The organism is Amycolatopsis orientalis (genome assembly GCF_000943515.2).
Taxonomy (GTDB): Bacteria; Actinomycetota; Actinomycetes; order Mycobacteriales; family Pseudonocardiaceae; genus Amycolatopsis; species Amycolatopsis orientalis.
Genome location: NZ_CP016174.1, coordinates 6,764,869 through 6,786,789, shown reverse-complemented (window position 1 = coordinate 6,786,789; position 21,921 = coordinate 6,764,869). Strand labels below are relative to the sequence as shown.

Annotated in this window: 17 protein-coding genes; 13 read left to right on the top strand and 4 right to left on the bottom strand. The window is 69.2% G+C overall.

The genetic code is table 11. From position 1 onward, the window contains the following. Positions 1-394 precede the first annotated feature (394 nt). From SD37_RS29340 to SD37_RS29325, 4 genes are read left to right on the top strand one after another with little or no spacing between them, the layout of a single operon-like run. A complete protein-coding gene (locus tag SD37_RS29340; protein ID WP_044855367.1) occupies positions 395-790 on the top strand; it encodes a GntR family transcriptional regulator in 396 nt (131 codons plus the stop codon). Continuing rightward, a complete protein-coding gene (locus SD37_RS29335) occupies positions 787-1,650 on the top strand; it encodes an ABC transporter ATP-binding protein (RefSeq protein WP_044855366.1) in 864 nt (287 codons plus the stop codon). Before SD37_RS29340 ends, SD37_RS29335 begins: the two co-directional genes overlap by 4 nt. Positions 1,651-1,659: 9 nt before the next feature. Continuing rightward, complete coding sequence (locus SD37_RS29330; protein WP_044855365.1) at positions 1,660-2,466, top strand: transporter; 807 nt, start codon at positions 1,660-1,662, stop codon at positions 2,464-2,466. Between the two features lie 28 nt (positions 2,467-2,494). Then, positions 2,495-3,415: an ABC transporter permease subunit gene (locus SD37_RS29325; RefSeq protein ID WP_044855364.1), complete on the top strand. Its 921-nt coding sequence runs from the start codon at positions 2,495-2,497 to the stop codon at positions 3,413-3,415. Between the two features lie 42 nt (positions 3,416-3,457). Here the strand turns inward: SD37_RS29325 and asnB are convergent, their stop codons facing one another. Then, positions 3,458-5,290 (bottom strand): asparagine synthase (glutamine-hydrolyzing), encoded by a 1,833-nt coding sequence (gene asnB / locus SD37_RS29320; RefSeq protein ID WP_065913009.1) that lies wholly within the window; start codon positions 5,288-5,290, stop codon positions 3,458-3,460. Positions 5,291-5,630: 340 nt separating this feature from the next. On the opposite strand from asnB, the gene kdpF reads away from it, so the two are divergent. The 9 genes from kdpF (at position 5,631) to smc (ending at position 18,261) form a co-directional block, all read left to right on the top strand. Further along, positions 5,631-5,732 (top strand): K(+)-transporting ATPase subunit F, encoded by a 102-nt coding sequence (gene kdpF / locus SD37_RS29315; RefSeq protein WP_037303559.1) that lies wholly within the window; start codon positions 5,631-5,633, stop codon positions 5,730-5,732. Continuing rightward, entirely contained in the window at positions 5,732-7,402 is a 1,671-nt protein-coding gene (gene kdpA / locus SD37_RS29310) for a potassium-transporting ATPase subunit KdpA (RefSeq protein WP_044850938.1), read from the top strand. The genes kdpF and kdpA overlap by 1 nt, the downstream gene beginning before the upstream one ends. Next, complete coding sequence (kdpB, locus tag SD37_RS29305) at positions 7,399-9,492, top strand: potassium-transporting ATPase subunit KdpB (RefSeq protein WP_044850937.1); 2,094 nt, start codon at positions 7,399-7,401, stop codon at positions 9,490-9,492. The genes kdpA and kdpB overlap by 4 nt, the downstream gene beginning before the upstream one ends. 2 nt (positions 9,493-9,494) lie before the next feature. Then, entirely contained in the window at positions 9,495-10,106 is a 612-nt protein-coding gene (locus SD37_RS29300) for a potassium-transporting ATPase subunit C (RefSeq protein WP_044850936.1), read from the top strand. Between the two features lie 5 nt (positions 10,107-10,111). Further along, positions 10,112-12,697 carry a sensor histidine kinase gene (locus tag SD37_RS29295; protein ID WP_063774565.1) on the top strand — a complete coding sequence of 862 codons (2,586 nt, stop codon included), beginning with the start codon at positions 10,112-10,114 and terminating at the stop codon, positions 12,695-12,697. Beyond that, positions 12,694-13,395 carry a response regulator gene (locus SD37_RS29290; RefSeq protein WP_044850934.1) on the top strand — a complete coding sequence of 234 codons (702 nt, stop codon included), beginning with the start codon at positions 12,694-12,696 and terminating at the stop codon, positions 13,393-13,395. Before SD37_RS29295 ends, SD37_RS29290 begins: the two co-directional genes overlap by 4 nt. A gap of 71 nt (positions 13,396-13,466) precedes the next feature. Continuing rightward, entirely contained in the window at positions 13,467-14,033 is a 567-nt protein-coding gene (locus SD37_RS44135; RefSeq protein WP_256376522.1) for a hypothetical protein, read from the top strand. Positions 14,034-14,285: 252 nt separating this feature from the next. Beyond that, the gene (locus tag SD37_RS42195; RefSeq protein WP_044850933.1) at positions 14,286-14,573 is read left to right on the top strand and encodes an acylphosphatase; all 288 of its coding nucleotides are present in this window, start codon (positions 14,286-14,288) and stop codon (positions 14,571-14,573) included. Positions 14,574-14,661: 88 nt separating this feature from the next. After that, positions 14,662-18,261 carry a chromosome segregation protein SMC gene (gene smc / locus SD37_RS29280; RefSeq protein WP_044850932.1) on the top strand — a complete coding sequence of 1,200 codons (3,600 nt, stop codon included), beginning with the start codon at positions 14,662-14,664 and terminating at the stop codon, positions 18,259-18,261. Between the two features lie 189 nt (positions 18,262-18,450). Here the strand turns inward: smc and SD37_RS29275 are convergent, their stop codons facing one another. The 3 genes from SD37_RS29275 to SD37_RS29265 all read right to left on the bottom strand — a co-directional run bounded on the left by SD37_RS29275 (position 18,451) and on the right by SD37_RS29265 (position 21,846). Then, positions 18,451-18,984, bottom strand: a complete 534-nt coding sequence (locus SD37_RS29275) for a DUF3455 domain-containing protein (RefSeq protein WP_044850931.1) — start codon at positions 18,982-18,984, stop codon at positions 18,451-18,453. A gap of 90 nt (positions 18,985-19,074) precedes the next feature. Continuing rightward, entirely contained in the window at positions 19,075-20,658 is a 1,584-nt protein-coding gene (locus SD37_RS29270) for a sodium:solute symporter (protein ID WP_044850930.1), read from the bottom strand. A gap of 9 nt (positions 20,659-20,667) precedes the next feature. Further along, positions 20,668-21,846, bottom strand: a complete 1,179-nt coding sequence (locus SD37_RS29265; protein WP_083255331.1) for an anhydro-N-acetylmuramic acid kinase — start codon at positions 21,844-21,846, stop codon at positions 20,668-20,670. Between the last annotated feature and the right edge of the window lie 75 nt (positions 21,847-21,921).

The following is a 21,921-nucleotide window of genomic DNA, read 5'->3' as shown; positions in this document are numbered from 1 at the left end:
GGACGCCGTGATCCTCAAGGGGTGTCCACCGAGGACCCGTCGCCGGAACCGTGCCCAACCAACAAGACGGGCAGGACCCCCCATTCGGTTCCGGTACGACGGTGGACACCTTCAACTTGCACAGGCACCGCCTTCTGACGGCGGTGGGGGTTGGGGGTAGTGCCAGCTCGACGTGACCCTCGTGCCGTCGACCTGGCGCTCTTCGTGACTGGGGCTGGGGCTTTTTCTCGTCGCCGTATCTCGGCGACCTCCCGGGGAGGGCTGGGCGGGCCGGGGTGCGGCTCGCCCACGCCCGGGTTCCCGCGTTCAGAGGACGAAATGCGTTCGCCGCCTTGACAAGGGCACCCTTCTGTCTGCACCCTTTCACTACTTAATTAGTGAAAGGGTGTTGCCAGTGGTCACCTTCCACCTGGACAAAGGGTCGGGCGTCGCCACCTACGTCCAGCTCGTCCAGCAGGTCAAACACGCCCTCCGGCTGGGCTTGCTGGAGCCGGGCGACCGGCTGCCGACGGCGAAGGAAGTGGTCGCCGAGCTGGCGATCAACCCCAACACCGTCCTCAAGGCCTACCGCGAGCTAGAGCGCGAAGGGCTCGTCGAAGGGAAGCCGGGTCTCGGCACCTTCGTGCAGAAGACGCTCGGTGGCGCTTCGTTCGCGGAGCACGCGCGGTTGCGGAAGAGCCTGGGTGGCTGGGTCCGCGACGCCCGGGAATCGGGACTGGACCAGGAAGACGTCGAGGCGTTGTTCACCTCCGTGGTGGCCGATGGCTTTCGAGGGGAGCGAACCGCGTGAATGAGAAACCCGTCATCGAGGCCACCGGTCTCGGCAAGCGTTACCGTCGCAAGTGGGCGCTGCGCGACTGTTCCCTGGCCGTCCCGAAAGGCCGCGTCGTCGCACTCGTCGGGCCCAACGGCGCCGGCAAGACGACCTTCCTGCACCTGGCGGTCGGGCTGCTCGACGCGACGCTCGGCTCGGTCTCGATCCAAGGCACCGCCGCGTTCCTGGCGCAGGACAAACCGTTGTACCCCGGCTTCAGCATCGCCGAGATGCTCAAGTTCGGCAGGCGCCTGAACCCCGGCTGGGACGACGAGTTCGCGCTCAAGCGCATCGACGCGCTCGGGCTTCCCTTGAAACACAAGGTCGGCAAGCTGTCCGGCGGGCAGCGCGCGCAGGTCGCGCTCACCGTCGCGCTCGCGAAACGCCCGGATCTCCTGGTACTCGACGAGCCGCTCGCGAACCTCGACCCGCTGGCCCGCCACGAGGTCATGCGCGGCCTGATGGAAGCGGTCGCCGAAACCGGGATGACCGTTCTGCTCTCCTCCCACGTCGTCTCCGATCTGGAGAACACCTGTGACTGGCTGATCGTCCTCAACGGCGGCCGCGTGCAGGTCAGTGGCGACATCGACGAACTCGTCGCCGGGCACCGGATCCTTTCCGGACCGGCGGACGAGGCCGACGCGCTGGCCGAACGCGTCGCGTTCGTGGACGAGGCACGGGCGGGCAGGCAGGCGACCGTCTTCGCCCGCACCGGCCCGGTCCCGCTGGGTCCACAGTGGACCGACCGGCCGGCGAACCTGGAGCAGCTGGTGCTCGCCTACCTCAGGCGCCCCGACTCCGCGACACTGCCGCGCCCGACACTGGCCTCGGCGTAAGGGGGAACGATGTTGTGGCTCACCTATCGTCAGCACCGCATGCAGCTGATGGTCACCGCGGGTCTGCTCGTCGTGGTCGGGATCCTGTTGCTGATCAACGGGAACACCGCGGCGGACAGCCCGAATCCGGCGAAGCACTTCGCCGACCTCTACACCTATCTGTCCTGGCTGCAGGTCGTCCCGGTCGCGATCGGGGTGTTCTGGGGCGCCCCGCTGCTCGCGGCCGAATACGAGCGGGGCACCACGAAACTCGTCTGGACCCAGTCGATCTCGCGGTTCCGCTGGCTGGGCGTGAAACTGGGGTTCCTCGCCGTCCTCGCCACGCTGGCCGGGCTCGCGTTCGGCGCGATGATGCAGCGCTGGCTGGAGGTCTTCCCGACCGATCGCGGGGACACGGACTTCACCAACCGCTTCGACAACCCCGTCCTGTTCGCGATGACCGGCGTCGCCCCGGGCGCGTGGTGGCTCTTCGGGTTCGTCCTCGGCACCGCCGCCGGCGCGCTCATCCGCAAAACGCTCCCGGCCATCGCCGCCACCATCGCGGTGACCGTGGGCCTGATGATCGGCGTCACCAGCGTCCGCGACTTCTACGCCGAACCGAAACTCGTCGACCTGGGCGGCGCGGGCCCCACCGGGCACGATCCCGGCGGCCGGGTGGTCGAGATGGTCATGGACGCCGCCGGTGAGGTCACCGCGCTCAAGATCCTGCCGCAGGACTTCTACTGGCGTTTCCAATGGACCGAAGCCGCGATCCTGCTGGGCGTCTCCCTCCTGCTCACCGCCACCGCGGCCTTCGCCATCCGGCGACGCTCCTAGAAAGACGCTCCTGGAAAGGGAAACGTTCTTGCTCTGGCTCACCTGGCGGCAGCATCGTGCTCAGCTGCTCGTCACCCTGGGGTTCCTGGCCGTGCTCGGCGGGGGCCTGCTCGTGTCCGGGCGGATCGCCCTCGACGCGGCGAACGGCCATATCTCCTCGTACTGCTACGGGGGCGGTGTGCCGTGCCGCGAACGCGACGCCGGACTGGAGGATCTCTACCAGACGATCTACCCGATGATCGTGATCCTGCCGTTCGTCCCGTTGCTGGCCGGCGTCTTCTGGGGGGCGCCGCTGCTCGCCAGGGAGTACGAACGCAACACCCATCAGCTGGCCTGGACGCAGTCGGTGAGCCGCGGCCGCTGGCTGGGCGTCAAATTCGGTGTCCTCGCTTTGTGCGCGGCGCTGGCCGGGCTCGCGTCGGGGCAGATGTTCGGCCGGTGGCTGGAGATCTTCCCCGGCAAGGCGGAGACGCTCGCCGAAACCTCGTACTTCGGCGCCGTCGGCATCGCGCCCGCGGCGTGGTGGCTGTTCGCCTTCGCGCTCGGCACCGCGGCCGGGGTGCTGGTGCGCAAGACCTTGCCCGCCATCGCGATCACGGTCGGGGTGTTCGTCGCGGCGTCGATCGCCCTGCTGATCCTGCGGCCGCATTACGCCGAACCGGTGCGCACGATCGGCGCCGATCCGTCCGCCAGGGACGGGCTGATCGTCGACGCGGGCCGGGTGGCGCCGGACGGGCGTGAGCTGCGGTTGCTGGACGACGTGCCCGAATGCTCGCGCGGCAGGGGAATGAACGCCTGTGTCGAAGCCGCGGGCTACCGCGACTTCACCGTGTACCAACCCGCCACCCGGTTCTGGCGGTTCCAGTGGACCGAGGCGGGCATCCTGCTCGCCGCGGCGGCGGTGCTCGGAGGCATCGCGGCAGGGGGAACGGTCCGCCGCCGTCGCTGAGCGGGCGACGACGGCGGACCACCCGGCCGGCGCTGGGACGACTCAGTCGAGCTGCAGCTCGGGGGAGTACAGGTCGAACCAGTGGTAGAGGTCCAGCGCCCGGTCGAGCCCGGTGCGCTGGGCCGAGGACATCGTCACCGGATCCACTTCGGACACCCGGTGCAGCCAGTCGCGGTCCACCAGGGAGAACACCGGGTTGTCCCGTTCGGACAGTGCCTCCTTGACCTGCTGCTGCAACGCTGCCGCGTAACCAGGGTCCTGAGTGGACGGATACGGGCTCTTGACCCGGTCACGCACCGACGCGGGCAGCACGTGTTCCGTGGCGTGCCGCAGCAGGCTCTTCTCCCTGCCGTCGAACGTCTTCAAAGACCACGGCGTGTTGTAGACGTACTCGACGAGCCGGTGGTCGCAGAACGGCACGCGCACCTCGAGCCCGACGGCCATCGACGCCCGGTCCTTGCGGTCCAGCAGCATCCGCACGAACCGGGTCAGGTGGAGGTTGCAGACCGTCCGCATCTTGCGGTCCTGCTCGCTCTCACCGTCGAGATACTCGACCTGGGCCACGGCGGAGCTGTACTGGTCGGCGATGTAGCCCGGCAGGTCCAGCTTCTGCCGGACGTCCTCGCGCAGCAGGGTTTCCCGCTCATTGGTGAGCCCCATGCGGAAGGCGAGCCAGGGGAAGGTCCCCGAGTTCACGGCGGCCTCGTCGTGGAACCAGCGGTACCCGCCGAAGACCTCGTCGGCGGATTCACCGGACAACGCCACCGTGGATTCCGCCCGGATCGCCTTGAACAGCAGGTACAACGAGGTGTCCATGTCACCGAGCCCGGCCGGGATGTCCCGAGCGGTCAGCACCTTGCGCCGGACATCGGGATCGCTCAGCTCCGCCGGGTTCAGCACGACGTCCTGGTGGGCGGAGCCGACCAGGTTCGCGACATCGCGGATATAGGGCGAGTCCGGGGTGTCGCGCACCTCGTCCGGCTTGAAGTTGTCCTCCTGGCCGAGGAAATCGACCGAGAACGTGCGCAGCTGTTCGCCCTGTTCCGCCAGCCGGGCCGCGGCGAGGCCGGTGACGGCGCTGGAGTCGAGCCCGCCCGACAGCAGGACGCAGCGGGGGACGTCGGCGATCAGCTGGCGGTGCACGATGTCGGTCATCAGCTCACGGACCCGTTCGACCGTGGTCTCCTGGTCGTCGGTGTGCTGCTTCGCGTCGAGCTTCCAGTAGGTCCGCGTGCGGATCCCGGAGCGGTCGACGGTGACGATGGTGCCCGGCCCGACCTCGTGCATGCCCTTCCACAGCGACCAGCCGGGGGCCTTGGTCATGGCCATCAGCTCACGCAGGCCGTCGGTGTCGACCACCTTGCGCGCCAAGGGGTTCGCGAGGATCGCCTTCGGCTCGGAACCGAAGAGCACGCCGTCCGGGGTCGGGTAGTAGTAGAACGGCTTGATGCCCATGCGGTCGCGGATCATCACGAGCTTCTCGTCGCGCTCGTCCCAGATCGCGAAGGCGTACATCCCGTTGAGGTGATCGACGACCTCGTCGCCCCACTCCAGGTAGCCGTGCAGCACGACCTCGGTGTCGCTGTCGGTCTCGAATTTGTGGCCCCGCCGGGAAAGCTCCGCGCGCAACTCGGTGAAGTTGTACGCCTCGCCGCTGTAGACCATGGCCGCCAGCCCGGCTTCGGCCATCGGCTGCCTGCCGCCCGGCAGATCGATGATCGCCAGCCGCCGGTGGCCCAGCGCCACGTTCGGCCGGACCCAGGTGCCCGAGTCGTCAGGACCCCGGCAGGCCATGGTCTCGGTCATCGCGTCGATAACCTCGCGGCGCTGCGTCAGGTCGGTGCCGAAGGAGACCCACCCTGCGATTCCGCACATCGCTACCTCCTGTTGCTTAGCACATACAACTATCTGTAACACCGGTGTAACACGCTTCGCTGCGGTTGTCTGCCCGAATTGCACGCTCCGTCCGCACTGCGTCACGGGCTGTGGGGCACATCACCGGGCATCAAGAAGCCGTAAAGGCACCCGATCGGGGCATCAAGACACCATCAGTCCCCGGTCTCGGTGGTCTGTGCCAAGCGCACTGTTGCGGGGTCCTGGTCGCCGATGGGGTGACCTTTCCTGAGAGGTGCCTAGTGGCCGACTTGCTCTACGCCGTGCTCCTGATCGGCGTATTCGTGGTTCTCGCCCTGACCCTGCGTGGTCTGGAGAAGCTGTGACCGGCACGGGGACCACCGCCAACGTCGTCGGCGGACTGCTGGCGCTGGGGCTGATCGTCTATTTGTTCATCGCACTGGTCAGGCCGGAGAAATTCTGATGTCAGACACCACGGCCGGCCTCCTGCAGGCCGGCCTCCTCCTCGTCGCGCTCGCCGTGGTCTACCGGCCACTCGGCGACTACATGGCGCGCGTCTTCTCTGTGTCCTCCACGGAGAAGCACACCAAGGCCGAACGCGGCCTGTACCGCCTGTTCCGGGTGAACCCCGGATCGGAACAGCACTGGAAGACCTACGCGTCCGCCGTGATCGGCTTCTCGTTCGTCTCCGTCGTCTTCCTGTACCTGCTTCAGCGGCTTCAGCCGGTCCTGCCGTGGAGCCTCGGCAAGGAAGCGGTCTCCCCGGCGGTCGCCTTCAACACCGCCGTCAGCTTCGTGACCAACACGAACTGGCAGTCCTACAGCCCCGAAGCGACCATGGGTCACTTCGTGCAGATGGCCGGGCTGACCGTGCAGAACTTCCTGTCCGCCGCCGTCGGGCTCGCGGTCGCCGTCGCGGTGGTGCGCGGATTCGTCCGCTCGAAGACCGACCGCCTCGGCAACTTCTGGGTGGACCTGACCCGCGGCACGATGCGGATCCTGCTGCCGATGGCGTTCGTGGCCGCGCTCCTGCTGATCGCGCTCGGCGTCGTCCAGAGCCTCAAGAGCGGCGTCGACGTCCTCAACCCGGACGGGAGCACGAGCAAGATCGCACTCGCCCCGGCCGCGAGCCAGGAGGCGATCAAGGAACTCGGCACCAACGGCGGCGGCATCTTCAACGCCAACTCCGCGCATCCGTTCGAGAACCCGAACGCCTGGACCAACCTGATCGAGATCTTCCTGATCCTGGTCATCCCGGTCTCGCTCACCCGGACCTTCGGCAAGCTCGTCGGCAACACCAAACAGGGTTACGTCCTGCTGTCGGTGATGGCCGGGCTGTTCACCGCGATGCTCACGGTCACCTGGCTCGCCGAAGCCCACGCGAGCGGTCCGGCGCCATTGGCCGCCGGGGCGAACCTGGAGGGCAAGGAACAGCGGTTCGGCATCGGCCTGAGTTCGCTGTTCGCCAACGCCACCACCGGCACGTCCACCGGCGCGGTCAACAGCATGCACGACAGCTACAGCGGACTCGGCGGCGGCGGAGCACTGCTCAACATGCTGCTGGGTGAGATCTCGCCGGGCGGGGTCGGCACCGGTCTCTACGGCATCCTCGTGATGGCCGTGATCGCGATGTTCCTCGCCGGGCTGATGGTCGGCCGGACACCGGAGTACCTGGGAAAGAAGCTCGGCAAACGCGAGGTCACCTGCGCGGCGGTCTCGATGCTCGCCATGCCTGCCGTGGTCCTGCTCGGCGCCGGGATCGCGCTGATGAACCCCGGCAACCTCGCCGCGTTGAACAACCCCGGCGCCCATGGGCTTTCCGAGGTGCTCTACGCCTACGCGTCGGCGGGCAACAACAACGGCAGCGCGTTCGGCGGGATCACCGTCACCAACGACTGGTTCCAGTCCTCGCTCGGGGTCGCCATGCTGCTCGGCCGGTTCATCCCGATCCTCGCCGTGCTGTGCCTGGCGGGATCCCTTGCCGCGCAACGGAAGGTCCCGGAGACCGCCGGCACGCTGCCCACCACCGGACCACTGTTCGGCACGATGCTCGCGGGCACGATCGTGCTCGTCGCGGCCCTCACCTTCATCCCGGCGCTCGCGCTCGGGCCCATCGCAGAGGCACTCGCATGACCATGACTCAAGAACGCACCCCGGAGGAGATCTCCCAGCACCACGTGGAGAACACCGGGCGCGTCGGTGCGGGGATCTTCAGCCCCCGCCAGCTGCTGACCTCGCTGCCGGAGGCGCTGCGCAAGCTCAACCCCCGCCACCAGCTCGCCAACCCGGTCATGTTCGTGGTGTGGATCGGCTCGGCGCTGACCACGGTCTTCGCCGTCACCGACCCGAGCGTGTTCACCATCCTCATCACGATCTGGCTGTGGTTCACCGTCCTGTTCGCGAACCTGGCCGAGGCGGTCGCGGAGGGCCGGGGCAAGGCGCAGGCGGAAACCCTGCGGCGCAGCAAGAAGGAGACCATCGCGCGCCGTCTCACCGAGGACGGCGACGAGGAACAAGTGCCGGGTGCCGACCTCCGCGTCGGCGATCTCGTGGTCGTCGAGGCCGGACAGGTCATCCCCGGTGACGGCGACGTCGTCGAAGGTATCGCGACCGTCGACGAATCGGCCATCACCGGCGAATCCGCCCCGGTCATCCGCGAGTCGGGCGGCGACCGGTGCGCGGTCACCGGCGGCACCACGGTGCTCTCGGACCGCGTCGTCGTGAAGATCACCACCAAACCCGGCGAGTCCTTTGTGGACCGCATGATCGCCTTGGTGGAAGGCGCTTCCCGGCAGAAGACGCCGAACGAGATCGCGCTGACCATCCTGCTGTCGACGCTCACGATCATCTTCCTGCTCGCCGTCGTGGCCCTGCAGCCGATGGCGGGGTACTCGGGCAGCCAGCAGTCCGTGATCGTGCTGACCGCGTTGCTGGTCTGCCTGATCCCGACGACGATCGGCGCGCTGCTGTCCGCGATCGGCATCGCCGGGATGGACCGGCTGGTGCAGCGCAACGTGCTCGCGACCAGCGGTCGCGCGGTGGAGGCCGCGGGCGACGTCTCGACGCTGCTGCTCGACAAGACCGGCACGATCACCTTCGGCAACCGCAAGGCCACCGAGCTGATCCCGGTCGGTACCTCCACTGTGGACGACATCGCCAAGGCGGCGCGGCTGTCCAGCCTCGCCGACGGCACCCCGGAAGGCCGCAGCATCGTCGAACTCGTCGCGAGGGAGCACGGGCTCGCGGAGACCGCGTCCGACGACGAGAAGCTCGCGGAGTTCGTCGCGTTCACCGCGCAGACCCGGATGAGCGGCATCGACATCGGCGAGCGCCAGGTCCGCAAGGGCGCCACCGCCGCCGTCCGCGAATGGGTCCGCGACCGCGGCGGCGACATGCCGGACGAGACCGAACGCGTCGTCGACGAGATCAGCCAGCAGGGCGGGACCCCACTGGTGGTCGCGGAGTACGACGGCGGGAAAGCCTTCGTGCGCGGCGTGATCCGGCTGTCCGATGTGGTCAAACCGGGGATGAAGGAACGCTTCGTCCAGCTCCGCGCGATGGGCATCAAGACCGTCATGATCACCGGGGACAACCCGCTGACGGCCAAGGCCATCGCCGAGGACGCGGGTGTCGACGACTACCTCGCCGAGGCCAAACCCGAAGACAAGATGGCGCTGATCCGCAAGGAGCAGGAGGGCGGGCGGCTGGTCGCGATGACCGGTGACGGCACCAACGACGCCCCCGCGCTGGCGCAGTCCGACGTCGGCGTCGCGATGAACACCGGGACCTCCGCCGCCAAGGAGGCGGGGAACATGGTGGACCTCGACTCCGACCCGACGAAGCTGATCGAGATCGTGGAGATCGGCAAACAGCTGCTGATCACCCGCGGCGCGCTGACCACCTTCAGCGTGGCCAACGACCTCGCGAAGTACTTCGCCATCCTGCCCGCGATGTTCACCGGCATCTTCGCCCAGCTCGGCGCGCTCAACATCATGCAGCTGGCCACGCCGAAGTCGGCGATCCTGTCGGCGGTCATCTTCAACGCCCTGATCATCGTCGGGCTGATCCCGCTCGCCCTGCGCGGCGTCCGGTACAAGCCGTCGTCGGCCTCGGCGCTGCTGCGCCGGAACCTGCTGGTCTACGGCCTCGGCGGCATCGTCAGCCCGTTCCTCGGGATCTGGCTGATCGACCTGCTCGTCCGTCTCATCCCTGGAATCGGGTAACCATGAACGCACTGCTGAAGCAGACCCTCGCCGGGCTTCGTGTCCTGCTCGTCTTCACCGTCCTGCTGGGTGTCGTCTACCCGCTGGGCGTCTGGGCGATCGCCCGCATCCCCGGGCTCGAAGGCAACGCCGAAGGCTCGATCGTCACGCAGAACGGGCAGGCCGTCGGCTCGTCGCTGATCGGGGTCGACCCGGTGGCCGCCGACCCCGCCAGGGACCCGTGGTTCCACAACCGCCCGTCCGCGGGGTCGAAGGACGTGCTCGGCCCGGGTGACCCGTCGTCGTCCGGCGCCTCGAACAAGGGCACGTACAACGAGGACCTGGTCGCCGCGATCGGCGAGCGCAAGAAGCTGATCGCCGCCCGCGAAGGGGTCCAGGAGTCGCAGGTCCCCGCCGACGCGGTGACGGCGTCGGGCTCCGGGATGGACCCGGCGATCAGCGTCGCCTACGCCGGCCTCCAGATCGCGCGGGTGGCCAGGAACACGGGCCTGTCCGAGGACAAGGTCCGGCAGCTCGTGGCCGAGAACACCGGCGGCGGCGGGATCGGTGTGCCGGGCGTCAATGTGCTGAAGGTCAACTTGGCCGTGCGGGACGCGGCCGGAGGAGCACACTGACTGACGTGGACGAGAACACGACCAAGCCGCGCCGGGGTGAGCTGAGGATCTACCTCGGCGCGGCCCCGGGCGTCGGGAAGACGTACGCGATGCTCGGTGAGGCGCGCCGCCGCCTCGACCGGGGCACCGACGTGGTCATCGGCCTGGTCGAGACCCACGGGCGCCGGAAGACCGCGGAACTCGTCGAGGGCCTGGAGATCGTGCCGCGCCGCCGGTCCGCGCACCGGGACCACGAATTCGAGGAGATGGACCTCGACGCGCTGCTCGCCCGCGCGCCCGAGGTCGCCGTGGTCGACGAACTCGCGCACACCAACGTGCCGGGGTCGCGCAACGAGAAGCGCTGGCAGGACATCGACGAGCTGCTCGACGCCGGGATCGACGTCCTCTCCACGGTCAACGTGCAGCATCTGCAGAGCCTCAACGACGTCGTCGAGCGGATCACCGGCGTCACCCAGCAGGAGACCGTGCCGGACGAGGTCGTGCGCCGGGCCGAGCAGCTGGAGCTGGTCGACATCACCCCGGAGGCCCTGCGACGGCGGCTGGCGCACGGCAACGTCTACCCGGCCGAGCGGATCGACGCCGCGCTGGGCAACTACTTCCGGCCCGGCAACCTCACCGCGCTGCGGGAACTCGCGCTGCTGTGGGTCGCCGACCAGGTGGACGTCGCCCTGCAGCGCTACCGGGCCGAGCAGAAGATCACCGACACCTGGGAAGCCCGCGAACGGGTGGTCGTGTCCATCACCGGCGGCCCCGAGAGCGAGACGCTGATCCGCCGCGCGAGCCGCATCGCGAACCGCGCGGGCGCCGAACTGCAGGTGCTGCACATCCTGCGCGGCGACGGGCTGGCCGGGATGGGTCCGACGGCGGTCGGCAAGTACCGGAAGCTGGCCGAGGAGGTCGGCGCGACCTTCCACACCGTCGTCGGCGACGACGTCCCGACGGCGCTGCTCGACTTCGCGCGGGGAGTGAACGCGACCCAGCTGGTGGTCGGGACCTCACGACGGTCCCGGGTCGCGCGGCTGTTCGACGAGGGCATCGGCGCGGCCGTGGTCCAGCGGTCCGGCCCGATCGACGTCCACATGGTCACGCACGCCCAGGCGGGCGGACGGCTGCGCGCCCGGTTCAGCCGGAGCCCGCTGACGCCCTCGCGACGACTGGTCGGCTGGGCGCTTTCGCTGGTCCTTCCGGCGCTGGCGACGCTGATCGGTGTCCTGCTGAAGGATCAGCTCGACTTCTCCACCGACGTGGTCGACTACGTGCTCGCCACGGTGCTGGTCGCGCTCGTCGGCGGACTCGGGCCCGCGCTGGTGGCGGCGGTGTTCTCGGCGGGGCTGCTGAACTTCTTCTTCACCCCGCCGCTGTACACCTTGACCGTCCACGAGCCGCGGAACGTGATCACCCTGGTCGCGATGGTCCTGGTGGCGATCCTCGTCGCGGCGGTCGTCGACACCGCCGCGCGGCGCGCCACCCAGGCCGCCCGGGCGCGGACGGAGGCGGCTCTGCTCGCCTCCTACGCGCGGACCGTGCTCACGCACACCAACCCGATCGAGCGGCTGCTGGAGAAGGTCCGCGAGAACTTCGGGATGACTTCGGTGACCCTGCTGGAGAAGCGGGACGGGAAATGGAAGCGGGTGGCGATCGCCGGCTCGGATCCGTGCGCCGATCCCGATCAGGCCGACGTCGACATCGCGGTGACCGCCGACGTCCACCTCACCCTGCGCGGCCGCACTCTGCCCGCGTCCGACCGCCGGGTCCTGGAGGCCGTCGCCGGGCAGGCGCTGCTTTCCCTGCGGCAGCAGCGGACGGCGAAGGCGGCCGTCCGGGCCGAGCGCAAGGCCGAGGCGACCGAACTGCGCACGGCTCTGCTTTCGGCCGTGGGGCACGACCTCCGCACGCCGCTGACGTCGATCAAGGCGTCCATCGGCAGCCTCCGCGCGACCGACATCTCACTCTCCGAAGAGGACACCGACGAACTGCTCGAAGCGATCGAGGAATCGGCCGACCGGCTCGCCGGGCTGATCGACAACCTGCTCGACTCCTCCCGCCTGGCGACCGGCGCCGTGCGCCCGCATCTGCGCCCGGTCGGCTACGACGAGGTCGTCTCGCACGCCCTGTCCAATGTGGACAACTCGGAGTCGGTCGTGGTCGCGATCGACTCCCGGCTGCCGTCGGTCTGCGCCGATCCCGGTCTGCTGGAACGGGTCGTGGCGAACGTGGTCGACAACGCGCTGCGGCACGGGAAGTCCGGCGAGCCGGTCTCTGCCCGCGCGAGCACCCATTCCGACCACGTCGAACTGCGTATCGTCGACCATGGGCGCGGGCTCAGGAAGGGCACCGCGGATTCGGCGTTCGCGCCGTTCCAGCGGCTGGGCGGAGACCGCGACAACGTGCCGGGGGTAGGACTGGGGCTGTCGGTCGCCAAGGGGTTCACCGAGGCGATGGGCGGGCGGATCCGGGCGGAGGACACGCCGGGCGGCGGGCTCACCGTCGTGATCTCGCTGCCCGCATATGTTGGTCAGGATCCGGAAAAGAACCTCCTCGCTTTCGACGACGAGGGCCTTGAAAACGAAGAGGAGGAGCGAGTGCGATGAGCGCCGAAACCGCGTCGGCGACCGTACTGGTCGTCGACGACGAACCGCAGATCGTGCGAGCCCTGCGGATCAACCTTTCCGCCCGCGGCTACAAGGTGATCACCGCGCACGACGGGACGGCCGCGCTGAAGGCCGTCGCCGAGACCAAACCCGACGTCGTCGTGCTCGACCTCGGCCTGCCCGATCTCGACGGCACCGAGGTGATCGCCGGCCTGCGCGGCTGGACGACGGTGCCGATCATCGTGCTGTCCGCGCGCGGCGACTCCGCCGACAAGGTGCAGGCACTCGACGCGGGCGCCGACGACTACGTCACCAAACCGTTCGGCATGGACGAACTGCTGGCGCGACTGCGCGCGGCGGTGCGGCGCTCGGCGACGTCCGGTGTGGACGGCGCGGACGCGGTGGTGGACACCGGATCTTTCCGCATCGACCTGGCGGCGAAGAAGGTGCGCCGCGACGGCAAGGAAGTGCACCTCACCAAGACCGAATGGGGTGTCCTGGAGCTGCTGGTGCGCAACCGGGGCAGGCTGGTGGCGCAGAAACAGCTGCTGCACGAGGTGTGGGGACCGACGTATGAGACCGAGTCGCACTACCTGCGCGTGTACCTGGCGCAGCTGCGGCGGAAACTGGAACCGGAACCCTCGCGGCCGCGGCACCTGCTGACGGAACCGGGGATGGGGTACCGCTTCGAAATGTGAGCTTGTCAAGCCCCGTGTGTTATGAACGGGACTTTCATTGCAAAATTTGCAATGAAAGTCCCGTTCATAACATGGGGAGTGCTTACAGCGCCTGGGTGCTCGTGCCGGTGCCCGAGGTGCTGGACCGGCCCGAGGTCGACTCGCTCGGGGCGCCGCTGGAGCTGGAGCCGCCGCCCGGCGGGGTCTCACCCGTGGGAGAGGTCGGCGTGGTGGCAGGCGGCGTCGTGGTGGTCGGATTCGACGTCGTCGGCTTCGGCGTGGTGGTCGGAGTGGGCTTCGGCGTGCTCGGCGGCAGGACCGTGTGCGGCGGCTCCCCGCCGCCCGGGTTCGGCGGCGGCGGAGGAGGCGGCGGCGGGGTGACGATGCTGGTCGTCTCCTTGCCGTCCGGGCCGACCGACGTCACCGTGGTCGGCGGCGCCGTCGAGCTGGAGGGCGCGCCGGGGGTCGGCGAGCCGCTGACGGTCATCGGGCCGCCGGGGACGGCGTTGCCCGGGACCAGCTGGACGCCGGCGGGGGTGCCCTGGCCGCCGGGGATGCCGGTGCCGCCCGCGGTGGCCGAGACACCGGGGCCCGCCAGTTCGGCGATCGCGGCGAAGGCCGTCGCCACCACGAGGCCGCTCACGCCGAGTACGGCGTAGCCGGTGCGGTTGAACTTGCCGGTGGCGCCGCGCGGGGGCGCCACGGACACGCGTGCGCTCGGATCAGACCCGTCGGGACGGGGCATGTGCTGGCTCCTCGGATGGGGGACTTCGGGGAGTTCGGCTACCCGGGTGAGGTAGCCCAAGTGGGGACCCGGCGCGGAGATTATCACCGCCACTTCACCGTCTGCGAACTACAGCGGACGTCCTGTTCACCCTCCGCGTTCGTCCGCATGGTGCACGATAGGGGCCGTGAGTGAAGAATTAACGCACATCAGGCTGACCGCGTGGGTGCACGGCCGCGTCCAGGGTGTGGGTTTCCGCTGGTGGACCCGCAGCAGGGCGCTTGAGCTGGGGTTGGTCGGCGGCGCGCGCAATCTGGCCGACGGACGTGTCGAGGTGGTAGCGGAGGGTGTTCGTGAACACTGTGAGCGGCTTTTGGCGGCTTTGCGGTCCGGGGAATCACCCGGAAGTGTGGATCACGTCGTCGAGCGCTGGTCGCCCGCGAAAGGTGGGCTCCAGGGGTTCGTGGAGCGCTGAGGCCCCGCGTCCCACGATCACCGTGGGCACACAGGTAGCCTTGGCCGATTGAACGAGGAGTTCCCGCAGCAAGAGGGGTCAGCACGCCGTGCACCTGAAGAGCCTGACGCTCAAGGGCTTCAAGTCCTTCGCCTCGGCGACGACGTTGCGTTTCGAGCCGGGCATCACCTGCGTGGTCGGACCGAACGGCTCCGGCAAGTCGAACGTCCTCGACGCGCTCCGCTGGGTCATGGGCACCCAGGGCGCGAAGGACCTGCGCGGCGGCAAGATGGAGGACGTCATCTTCGCCGGGACCGCCGGCCGTGCCCCGCTCGGGCGCGCCGAGGTCACCCTCACCATCGACAACGCCGACGGCGCGCTGCCCATCGAGTACTCCGAGGTGTCGATCACCCGCCGGATGTTCCGCGACGGGGCGAGCGAGTACGAGATCAACGGTGACCGCTGCCGCCTGATGGACGTGCAGGAACTGCTGTCGGACTCCGGTATCGGCCGCGAGATGCACGTCATCGTCGGGCAGGGCCAGCTGTCGGCGATCCTCGAATCCAAGCCGGAGGAGCGCCGCGCCTTCATCGAAGAGGCCGCCGGCGTCCTCAAGCACCGCAAGCGCAAGGAACAGACCCTGCGCAAGCTCGCCAACATGCAGGGCAACCTCGACCGCCTCGGCGACCTCACCACCGAGCTGCGCCGCCAGCTCAAACCGCTGGGCAAGCAGGCCGAGATCGCGCGCAAGGCGCAGTGGGTGCAGTCCGAACTGCGCGACGCCCGGCTGCGGCTGTTCGCCCACGACCTGGTCACCCAGCGCGAGGGCATCGCGAAGGAAGAGGCCGACGAGCGCGTCGCCCGTCAGCGCCGTGCCGAGGTCGAGCAGGCGCTGGAGATCGTCGCTGCCGAGGAAACCGAGCTCGAAGCCTCGCTCGCCGAGGACGCGCCGCGGCTGGCCGCGGCCCAGGAGACCTGGTACAAGCTTTCCGCGCTGACGGAACGGCTGCGCGGCACCGTGCGGCTCGCGCTGGAGCGTCAACGCCACCTGTCGTCCGACGTGCAGCAGGCGAGCACCGGCCGCGACCCCGACGAGCTGCTCGCCGAGGCCGAGCAGGTCGCCGAGCGGGAGCAGGAGCTGAACGAGGCCGTCGCCGAGGCGCGGATGGTGCTTTCGGAGACCGTCCAGCGGCGCGAGCAGCTCGAACACCTCGTCCAGGCCGCCGAGCGCGCGCATATGGCCGCCGTCCGCGCGATCGCCGACCGCCGCGAGGGGCTGGCGAAGCTCGCCGGGCAGGTCGAGGCCCTGCGCAGCAAGAACGGTGCCACGTCCGACGAGATCGACAGGCTCACCGTTTCGCTCGAAGAGGCGGCCGAGCGCGCCGAGATCGCCGTCGAGGAGCTCGAAGAGGCCAAGGCCGCGGGTGGTGTCGAGGAATCCGACGACTCCGAACTGCAGGCCCATCACGACCGCGCGGTGGAAGCGAACAACGCCGCCAAGGCGCGGGTCGAGGAACTGGTCAAGGCCGAGCGGGCCGCCGAGCGCGAGATCGCTTCGGAGCGGGCCCGGGTCGAGGCGCTGTCGATGGGCTTGCGCCGCAAGGACGGTGCCGGCGCGCTGCTCGGCGCGCAGCACGAACTGCCGGGTCTGCTCGGCTCGGTGGCCGCGTTGCTCACCGTCGAACCCGGCCACGAGGTCGCGCTGGCCGCGGCGCTCGGCCCGGTCGCCGACGCGGTCGCGGTCAACGGCGGCGAAGACGCGCTCGCCGCGCTGAAGTTCCTGAAGGACAACGACTCCGGCCGTGCGGGCATCCTGCTCGGCGGTCTGGAATCCACTGTGGACACCAGGGCCTGGCCGTCGCTGCCCGAAGGCGCGCGCTGGGCCCGCGAAGTGGTTTCGGCGCCGCCCGCGCTGCGGTCCGCCGTCGAGCACGCGCTCGACCGGGTGGCCATTGTGGACGGTCTGGAGACCGCGCGCCGTCTGGTGGAGGTCCACCCCGACGTCAGCACGGTCACGCCCGAGGGCGATGTCTTCGGTGCCCGCTGGGCGGTCGGCGGTTCGGCCCGCAGCGAGAGCGTCATCGAGGTGCAGGCCGCCGTCGACGAAGCGGGCGACAGGCTCCAGGCCGCCGAGCGGGCGCTGGAACGCACCGCCGCGGAACTCGAAGGTGCCCGCGCCGGGCAACAGGCCCGCCGTGAAGAGGTCAGCAGGGCCAAGGACGCGCTGGGTGACGCGAAGGTGCGCAAGGCCCGCTCGTCCGAGCGGCTGAACCGCATGCAGCAGGCCGCGCGCGCCGCGCAGGCCGAGATGGACCGGCTGAGCAATCAGCGTGCCAAGGTCGAGCAGAGCCGGGAAGAGGCGCTGCGGCAGCTCGCGGAACTCGAAGAGCGGCTGGCCGCCGTCGCCGACCAGGAGATCGACGAGGATCCGGACACCGCCGAACGCGACCAGGCCGCCGAAGACCTCGGCACGGTCCGCCAGGAGGAGATGGAGTCCCGGCTCGCGCTGCGCACCGCCGAGGAACGCGCGCGGAGCATCCAGGGCAAGGCCGAATCGCTCCGCCGGGCCGCGCACGCCGAACGGCAGGCCCGCGAACGCGCCGAAAAGTCCAGGGCCGCGCGGAAACGCGGCGCCGAGATCGCCAACGCGGTGGTCAACGGCGGCGAGATCGCGCTGGAGCGCATCGAGGTCTCCGTGCAGCGCGCCGCCCACGAACGGGACGAGGTGCAGGCGCGGCGGCAGTCGAGGGAGACCGCGCTGACGCAGGTCCGCAGCAAGGTCCGCGAGCTGACCGGCGAGCTGGAGAAGCTCACCGACGCCGTCCACCGCGACGAGGTGCTGCGCGCCGAGCAGCGGTTGCGGCTGGAACAGCTCGAAACCAAGATCGCCGAAGACTTCGGCATCGGCCTCGAAGACCTCGTGGCCGAATACGGCCCGGACGTCCCCGTGCCGCCGAGCGCGGGGGAGATGGCCGAGTACGAGGCAGCCAAGGAACGCGGCGAGGACGTCACCCCGCCGCCGCCCATGCCGTTCGACCGCGAAACCCAGGCCCGCCGGGCGAAGCGCGCGGAGAAGGACCTGAGCCTGCTGGGCAAGGTCAACCCGTTGGCGCTGGAGGAGTTCGCGGCGCTGGAGGAGCGGTACAAGTTCCTCTCGACCCAGCTCGAAGACCTCAAGGACACCCGCAAGGACCTCGAAGCCGTCATCAAGCAGGTCGACGAAAAGATCCTCGAGGTCTTCGCGTCGGCGTACGAGGATGTCGCGCGCGAATTCGAGACCGTGTTCAGCGTGCTGTTCCCCGGTGGCGAAGGACGCATGGTGCTCACGCAGCCCAACGACCTGCTCTCCACCGGCGTCGACGTCGAAGCGCGCCCGCCGGGCAAGAAGGTCAAGCGGCTCTCGCTGCTCTCCGGTGGTGAGAAGTCGCTCGTCGCCGTCGGCATGCTCGTGGCGATCTTCCGTGCCCGGCCTTCGCCCTTCTATGTCATGGACGAGGTCGAGGCCGCGCTCGACGACACCAACATGCGACGGCTGATCGGGCTGCTGGAGCAGCTGCGTGATTCTTCGCAGCTGATCATCATCACCCACCAGAAGCCGACCATGGAGATCGCTGACGCCCTGTACGGCGTTTCGATGCAGGGTGACGGCATCACGAAGGTGATCTCACAGCGGCTGCGGACCGCGGAAGACGACCCGGTTCCCGCCTAGCGCGTGTTATGAACGGGACTTTCCTTGCAAAATTTGCAAGGAAAGGACCTTTCATGGCGTCTTTTCCCACCTGGTCGTGGCTCGGGGGCTGAAGGGCGCTTTCCCCGCATCGCATGCGGGGAAAGCGCCCTTCGCCGCGTGAGATGAGGGGAAGGGCCCCTTCAGCCCTTCCTTGCATGCCGCCGGGCGCTACTTGGCCGCCCAGAACGCGTAGTCCGCGGAGTACCGGCTCGCCGTCTGCGCGCCGGCTGCGCAGCTGCCCGCCGGAGCGAGCCCGCCGCGCGTGTCGAGCCGCTGGACGTAGGTGATCTTGCCGAAGACCCCGTCGCCACTGTTCAGGTTCGCCTTCAGCAGCACTTCCGGTACCGCGTTCGGTCTGGGGCTGGAGGCACCGGGCACCACCGCCGCGCCGACCGTGCTGCCGTCCACAGTGGACGTCCACACCGGACCCTTGCTGTGCAGCGCGATCGCCCGCCCGTGGTGGCTCAGCGTCGCGGCGGGCTGGATCAGGGTCCACGCCCCGTTGGCGCAGCCGTAGATCTGCACGCCCTCGCCACGGTAGGTGGCGACACGGGTGTTCCCGTCCGGAACCTTGACGGCTTCCGGAACGGGCCGCTGCTTCCCGCCTGCCTGGACGTCGATCGGGTTGGTCGCGGCGTAGGCGCTCGCACCGCTCCCGAGCAACAGGGCGCCGATCGCGATGGTGACAGTCGCACGCTTCATCGTCTCTACCTCTCCTCGCCCGCCGTCTTCAGGCGGGTCCCGCAGCCGACACGGAGGAGAGGCAGAGAACGTTCGAAGATGTGACTCAGGTCACACTGATTCGGCCTCTTTCACGCCCTCTTCGGCGAGCGGGTCCTCGCTGCGGTGTCGCAGCGAAAGAAGCCCGCCCACGACGAGCGTGATCACCACGCCGCACAACGTGTACCAAGGCCACGCCAGCGCCACCTTGGTTCCGGCGGCCCGGCCGAAGTCGATGCCGATCAGGCTGCCGTCCGGTTTGTTGAACTTGACGCCGAGGATGAGGAACGCCATCACGATCACCGTCGAAACGAACGCGACGATCGCGTCCGACTGCCTGGCCCGCTTGAACAGCAGCCCCAGCAGGAACGCGCCGAGCAGCGCGCCGTAGGTGTAGCCGGTGATACCGAGCGCCTGCACCACGATCGGGTCGGCCGACGTCTTGTTGGACGAGGCGAAGAAGCCCGCGCACAGGATCAGCGCGCCCGCCCAGATGATCGTCCAGATGCGGCCGTGCTTGAGCCGGTCGGCTTCCGGCAGTTGCCTGCCGATGACCCGTTCGTAGACGTCGGTCACCGTGGACGACGCCAGCGCGCCGAGTGACGAACTCAGTGCGGCGGCGAGGATCCCGGCGATCACGAAGCCGGAGAGGCCGCTCGGCAGGTCGTTCACGATGAAGTTCGCGAACAGTTCGTCCTTGTTGGCGAGCCCGAGGCCTTCCGGCTTCGGCTTGGTCGGGTTCAGGCCGTTGTACAGCGCCCACAGCAGCACGCCGATGAACAGGAACAGCGCGAACTGCAGGAAGACCACGAAACCGCTCGCGACCAACGCCTTCCGCGCGGCGCGCAGGTCGTTGGTGGCCTGCAGGCGCTGCACGATCAGCTGGTCGGAACCGTGCGACGCCATCGAGAGCACCGCGCCACCGATCACGGCGGTGAAGAACGCGTACTGCCCGGTGAGCATGTTCGAGGAGAAGTCGAAGAGCTGGAACTTGTTGGCGTCGACGGCCTTGCCGAACCAGCCGTCCGGCAGCCGCCCGGCGATCACCCAGATGACCACGACCGCGCCGAGGATGTACCAGAGCATCTGGATCGCGTCGACCCAGACGACCGCCCGCACGCCGCCGAAGAAGCTGTAGATCACCATCGCGATGCCGAGCCCGACCACGATGGTCCAGTACGAGACGCTCAGGCCGTAGGCGGCGAGCACCACCTTGATCGGGATCGCGGTGGCGAACAGCCGGATGCCGTCGGCCAGCGTGCGGGTGAGCAGGAAGGTCACCGACGCGGTGCCCTGCAACCCGTTGCCGAACCGTTTGCCCAGGAAGGCGTACGCGGTGACCAGGTTGCCCGCCACGTAGCGCGGCAACAGCACCATCGACACCACGATCCGGCCGGCGATGTAGCCGATGGCCAGCGCGAGGTAGGTCATCCCGCCTTCGCCGGGGGTGGCGATGTAGGCCACCGTCGGTACGGAGAGCACGGTGAGGGTGGACGTCTCCGCGGAGACCACCGACAGGCAGGCCACCCACCAGGAGATCTTGCCTTCGCCGACGAAGTAGTCGGAGCCGGATTTCTGTTTGCCGCCGATCCAGATGCCCAGCAGGGGCATGCCGACCAGAAAAAGCCCGATGATCGCGAGGTCAAGTGCGCGCATCCGTATCTCCTATCGCTCGCCGGTCGTCGCCGCTACCCGTAGCCGGGTCACGGTTGAGGTAAGTGGGGCGGGAAGCCGCAGGGGGCCCGAGCCCGGGGTGATGCTGCCGAGCAGCCGGCCGCCCCGGGCGCCGGTCGCCGAGGGGAGGTTCCCCGGGACGCCGCTCCAGGTCAGCCAGCCGAGCAGAATGGTCAGGTATGCCTCTTTGCCCGCGCGCGGCAGCCCGTGGTCGTCGCTGGTCTTCAGCGCCGCACCCGGCAGATTCCTGGCGAGCGCGGCCATCAGCGTGGGATTGTCCGCTCCGCCGCCGGAGACGATCAGGGTCGTGACGGCGTGGCGGCGGCATTCCGCGGCGATCGTCACCGCGGTGAGTTCGGTCAGCGTCGCCAGGAGGTCTTCCGCCCCGACAGGCGGGAGACCGTCGAGCGCGGTGTCGAGATACCCGCCGTGGAACAGTTCCTTGCCGGTCGACTTCGGCGGCGCGGCCGCGTAGTACGGGTCGAGCAGGAGTTTCGCCAGCAGATCGGGCCGGACGTTCCCGCGCAGGGCGAGCGCTCCGTCGATGTCGGCACGCCGCCCGGTGGCGCGGTGCGCGGCGATGTCCATCAGGGCGTTGCCGGGCCCGGTGTCGTAAGCCAGAACTCCGCCCGCCGCGGGGACCACGGTGATGTTCGCGATGCCGCCGATGTTCAGCGCCGCGACCGGGCCGGAATCGGCCAGGTCCCGGAGCCACATCGCGTCGAAGGTGCTGGCGAGCGGTGCGCCATGGCCGCCGGCGGCGACGTCGCGCACGCGCAGGTCGGCCACCACGGGCAGGCCGGTGCGCTCGGCGATCCACGCCGGATTCCCCAGTTGCAGGGTGCCGCGCGCGGCACCGTCCTCGACCCAGTGGAACACCGTCTGGCCCAGTGAAGCGACGAGGTCGGCCTCGCCGCCGGCCAGCTCCTCGACGCCGCGCGCGGCCGCCTCGCCGAACGCCTGGCCCACCAGGGTGTCGAGTTTCGTGAGCTGTCCGGCGCTGCACGGATTCGGCGGCAGGGCGCCGAGCAGGGCCTCGCGGAGCGCTTCCGGATAAGGGACTTCGAGCTGACCGAGCGGGGAAAGCTCCACGGTGTCGCCACGGGCGCGCAGTTCGGCGGCCGCCACGTCGATCCCGTCGATCGATGTGCCGGAGATGAGTCCGATCATCCGGACCCCAGTGCCGGAGAAAACCGTCATTCGAAGTGGTCTAGCCCTCGATCCGGAGGGCGCGCAAGCGACACT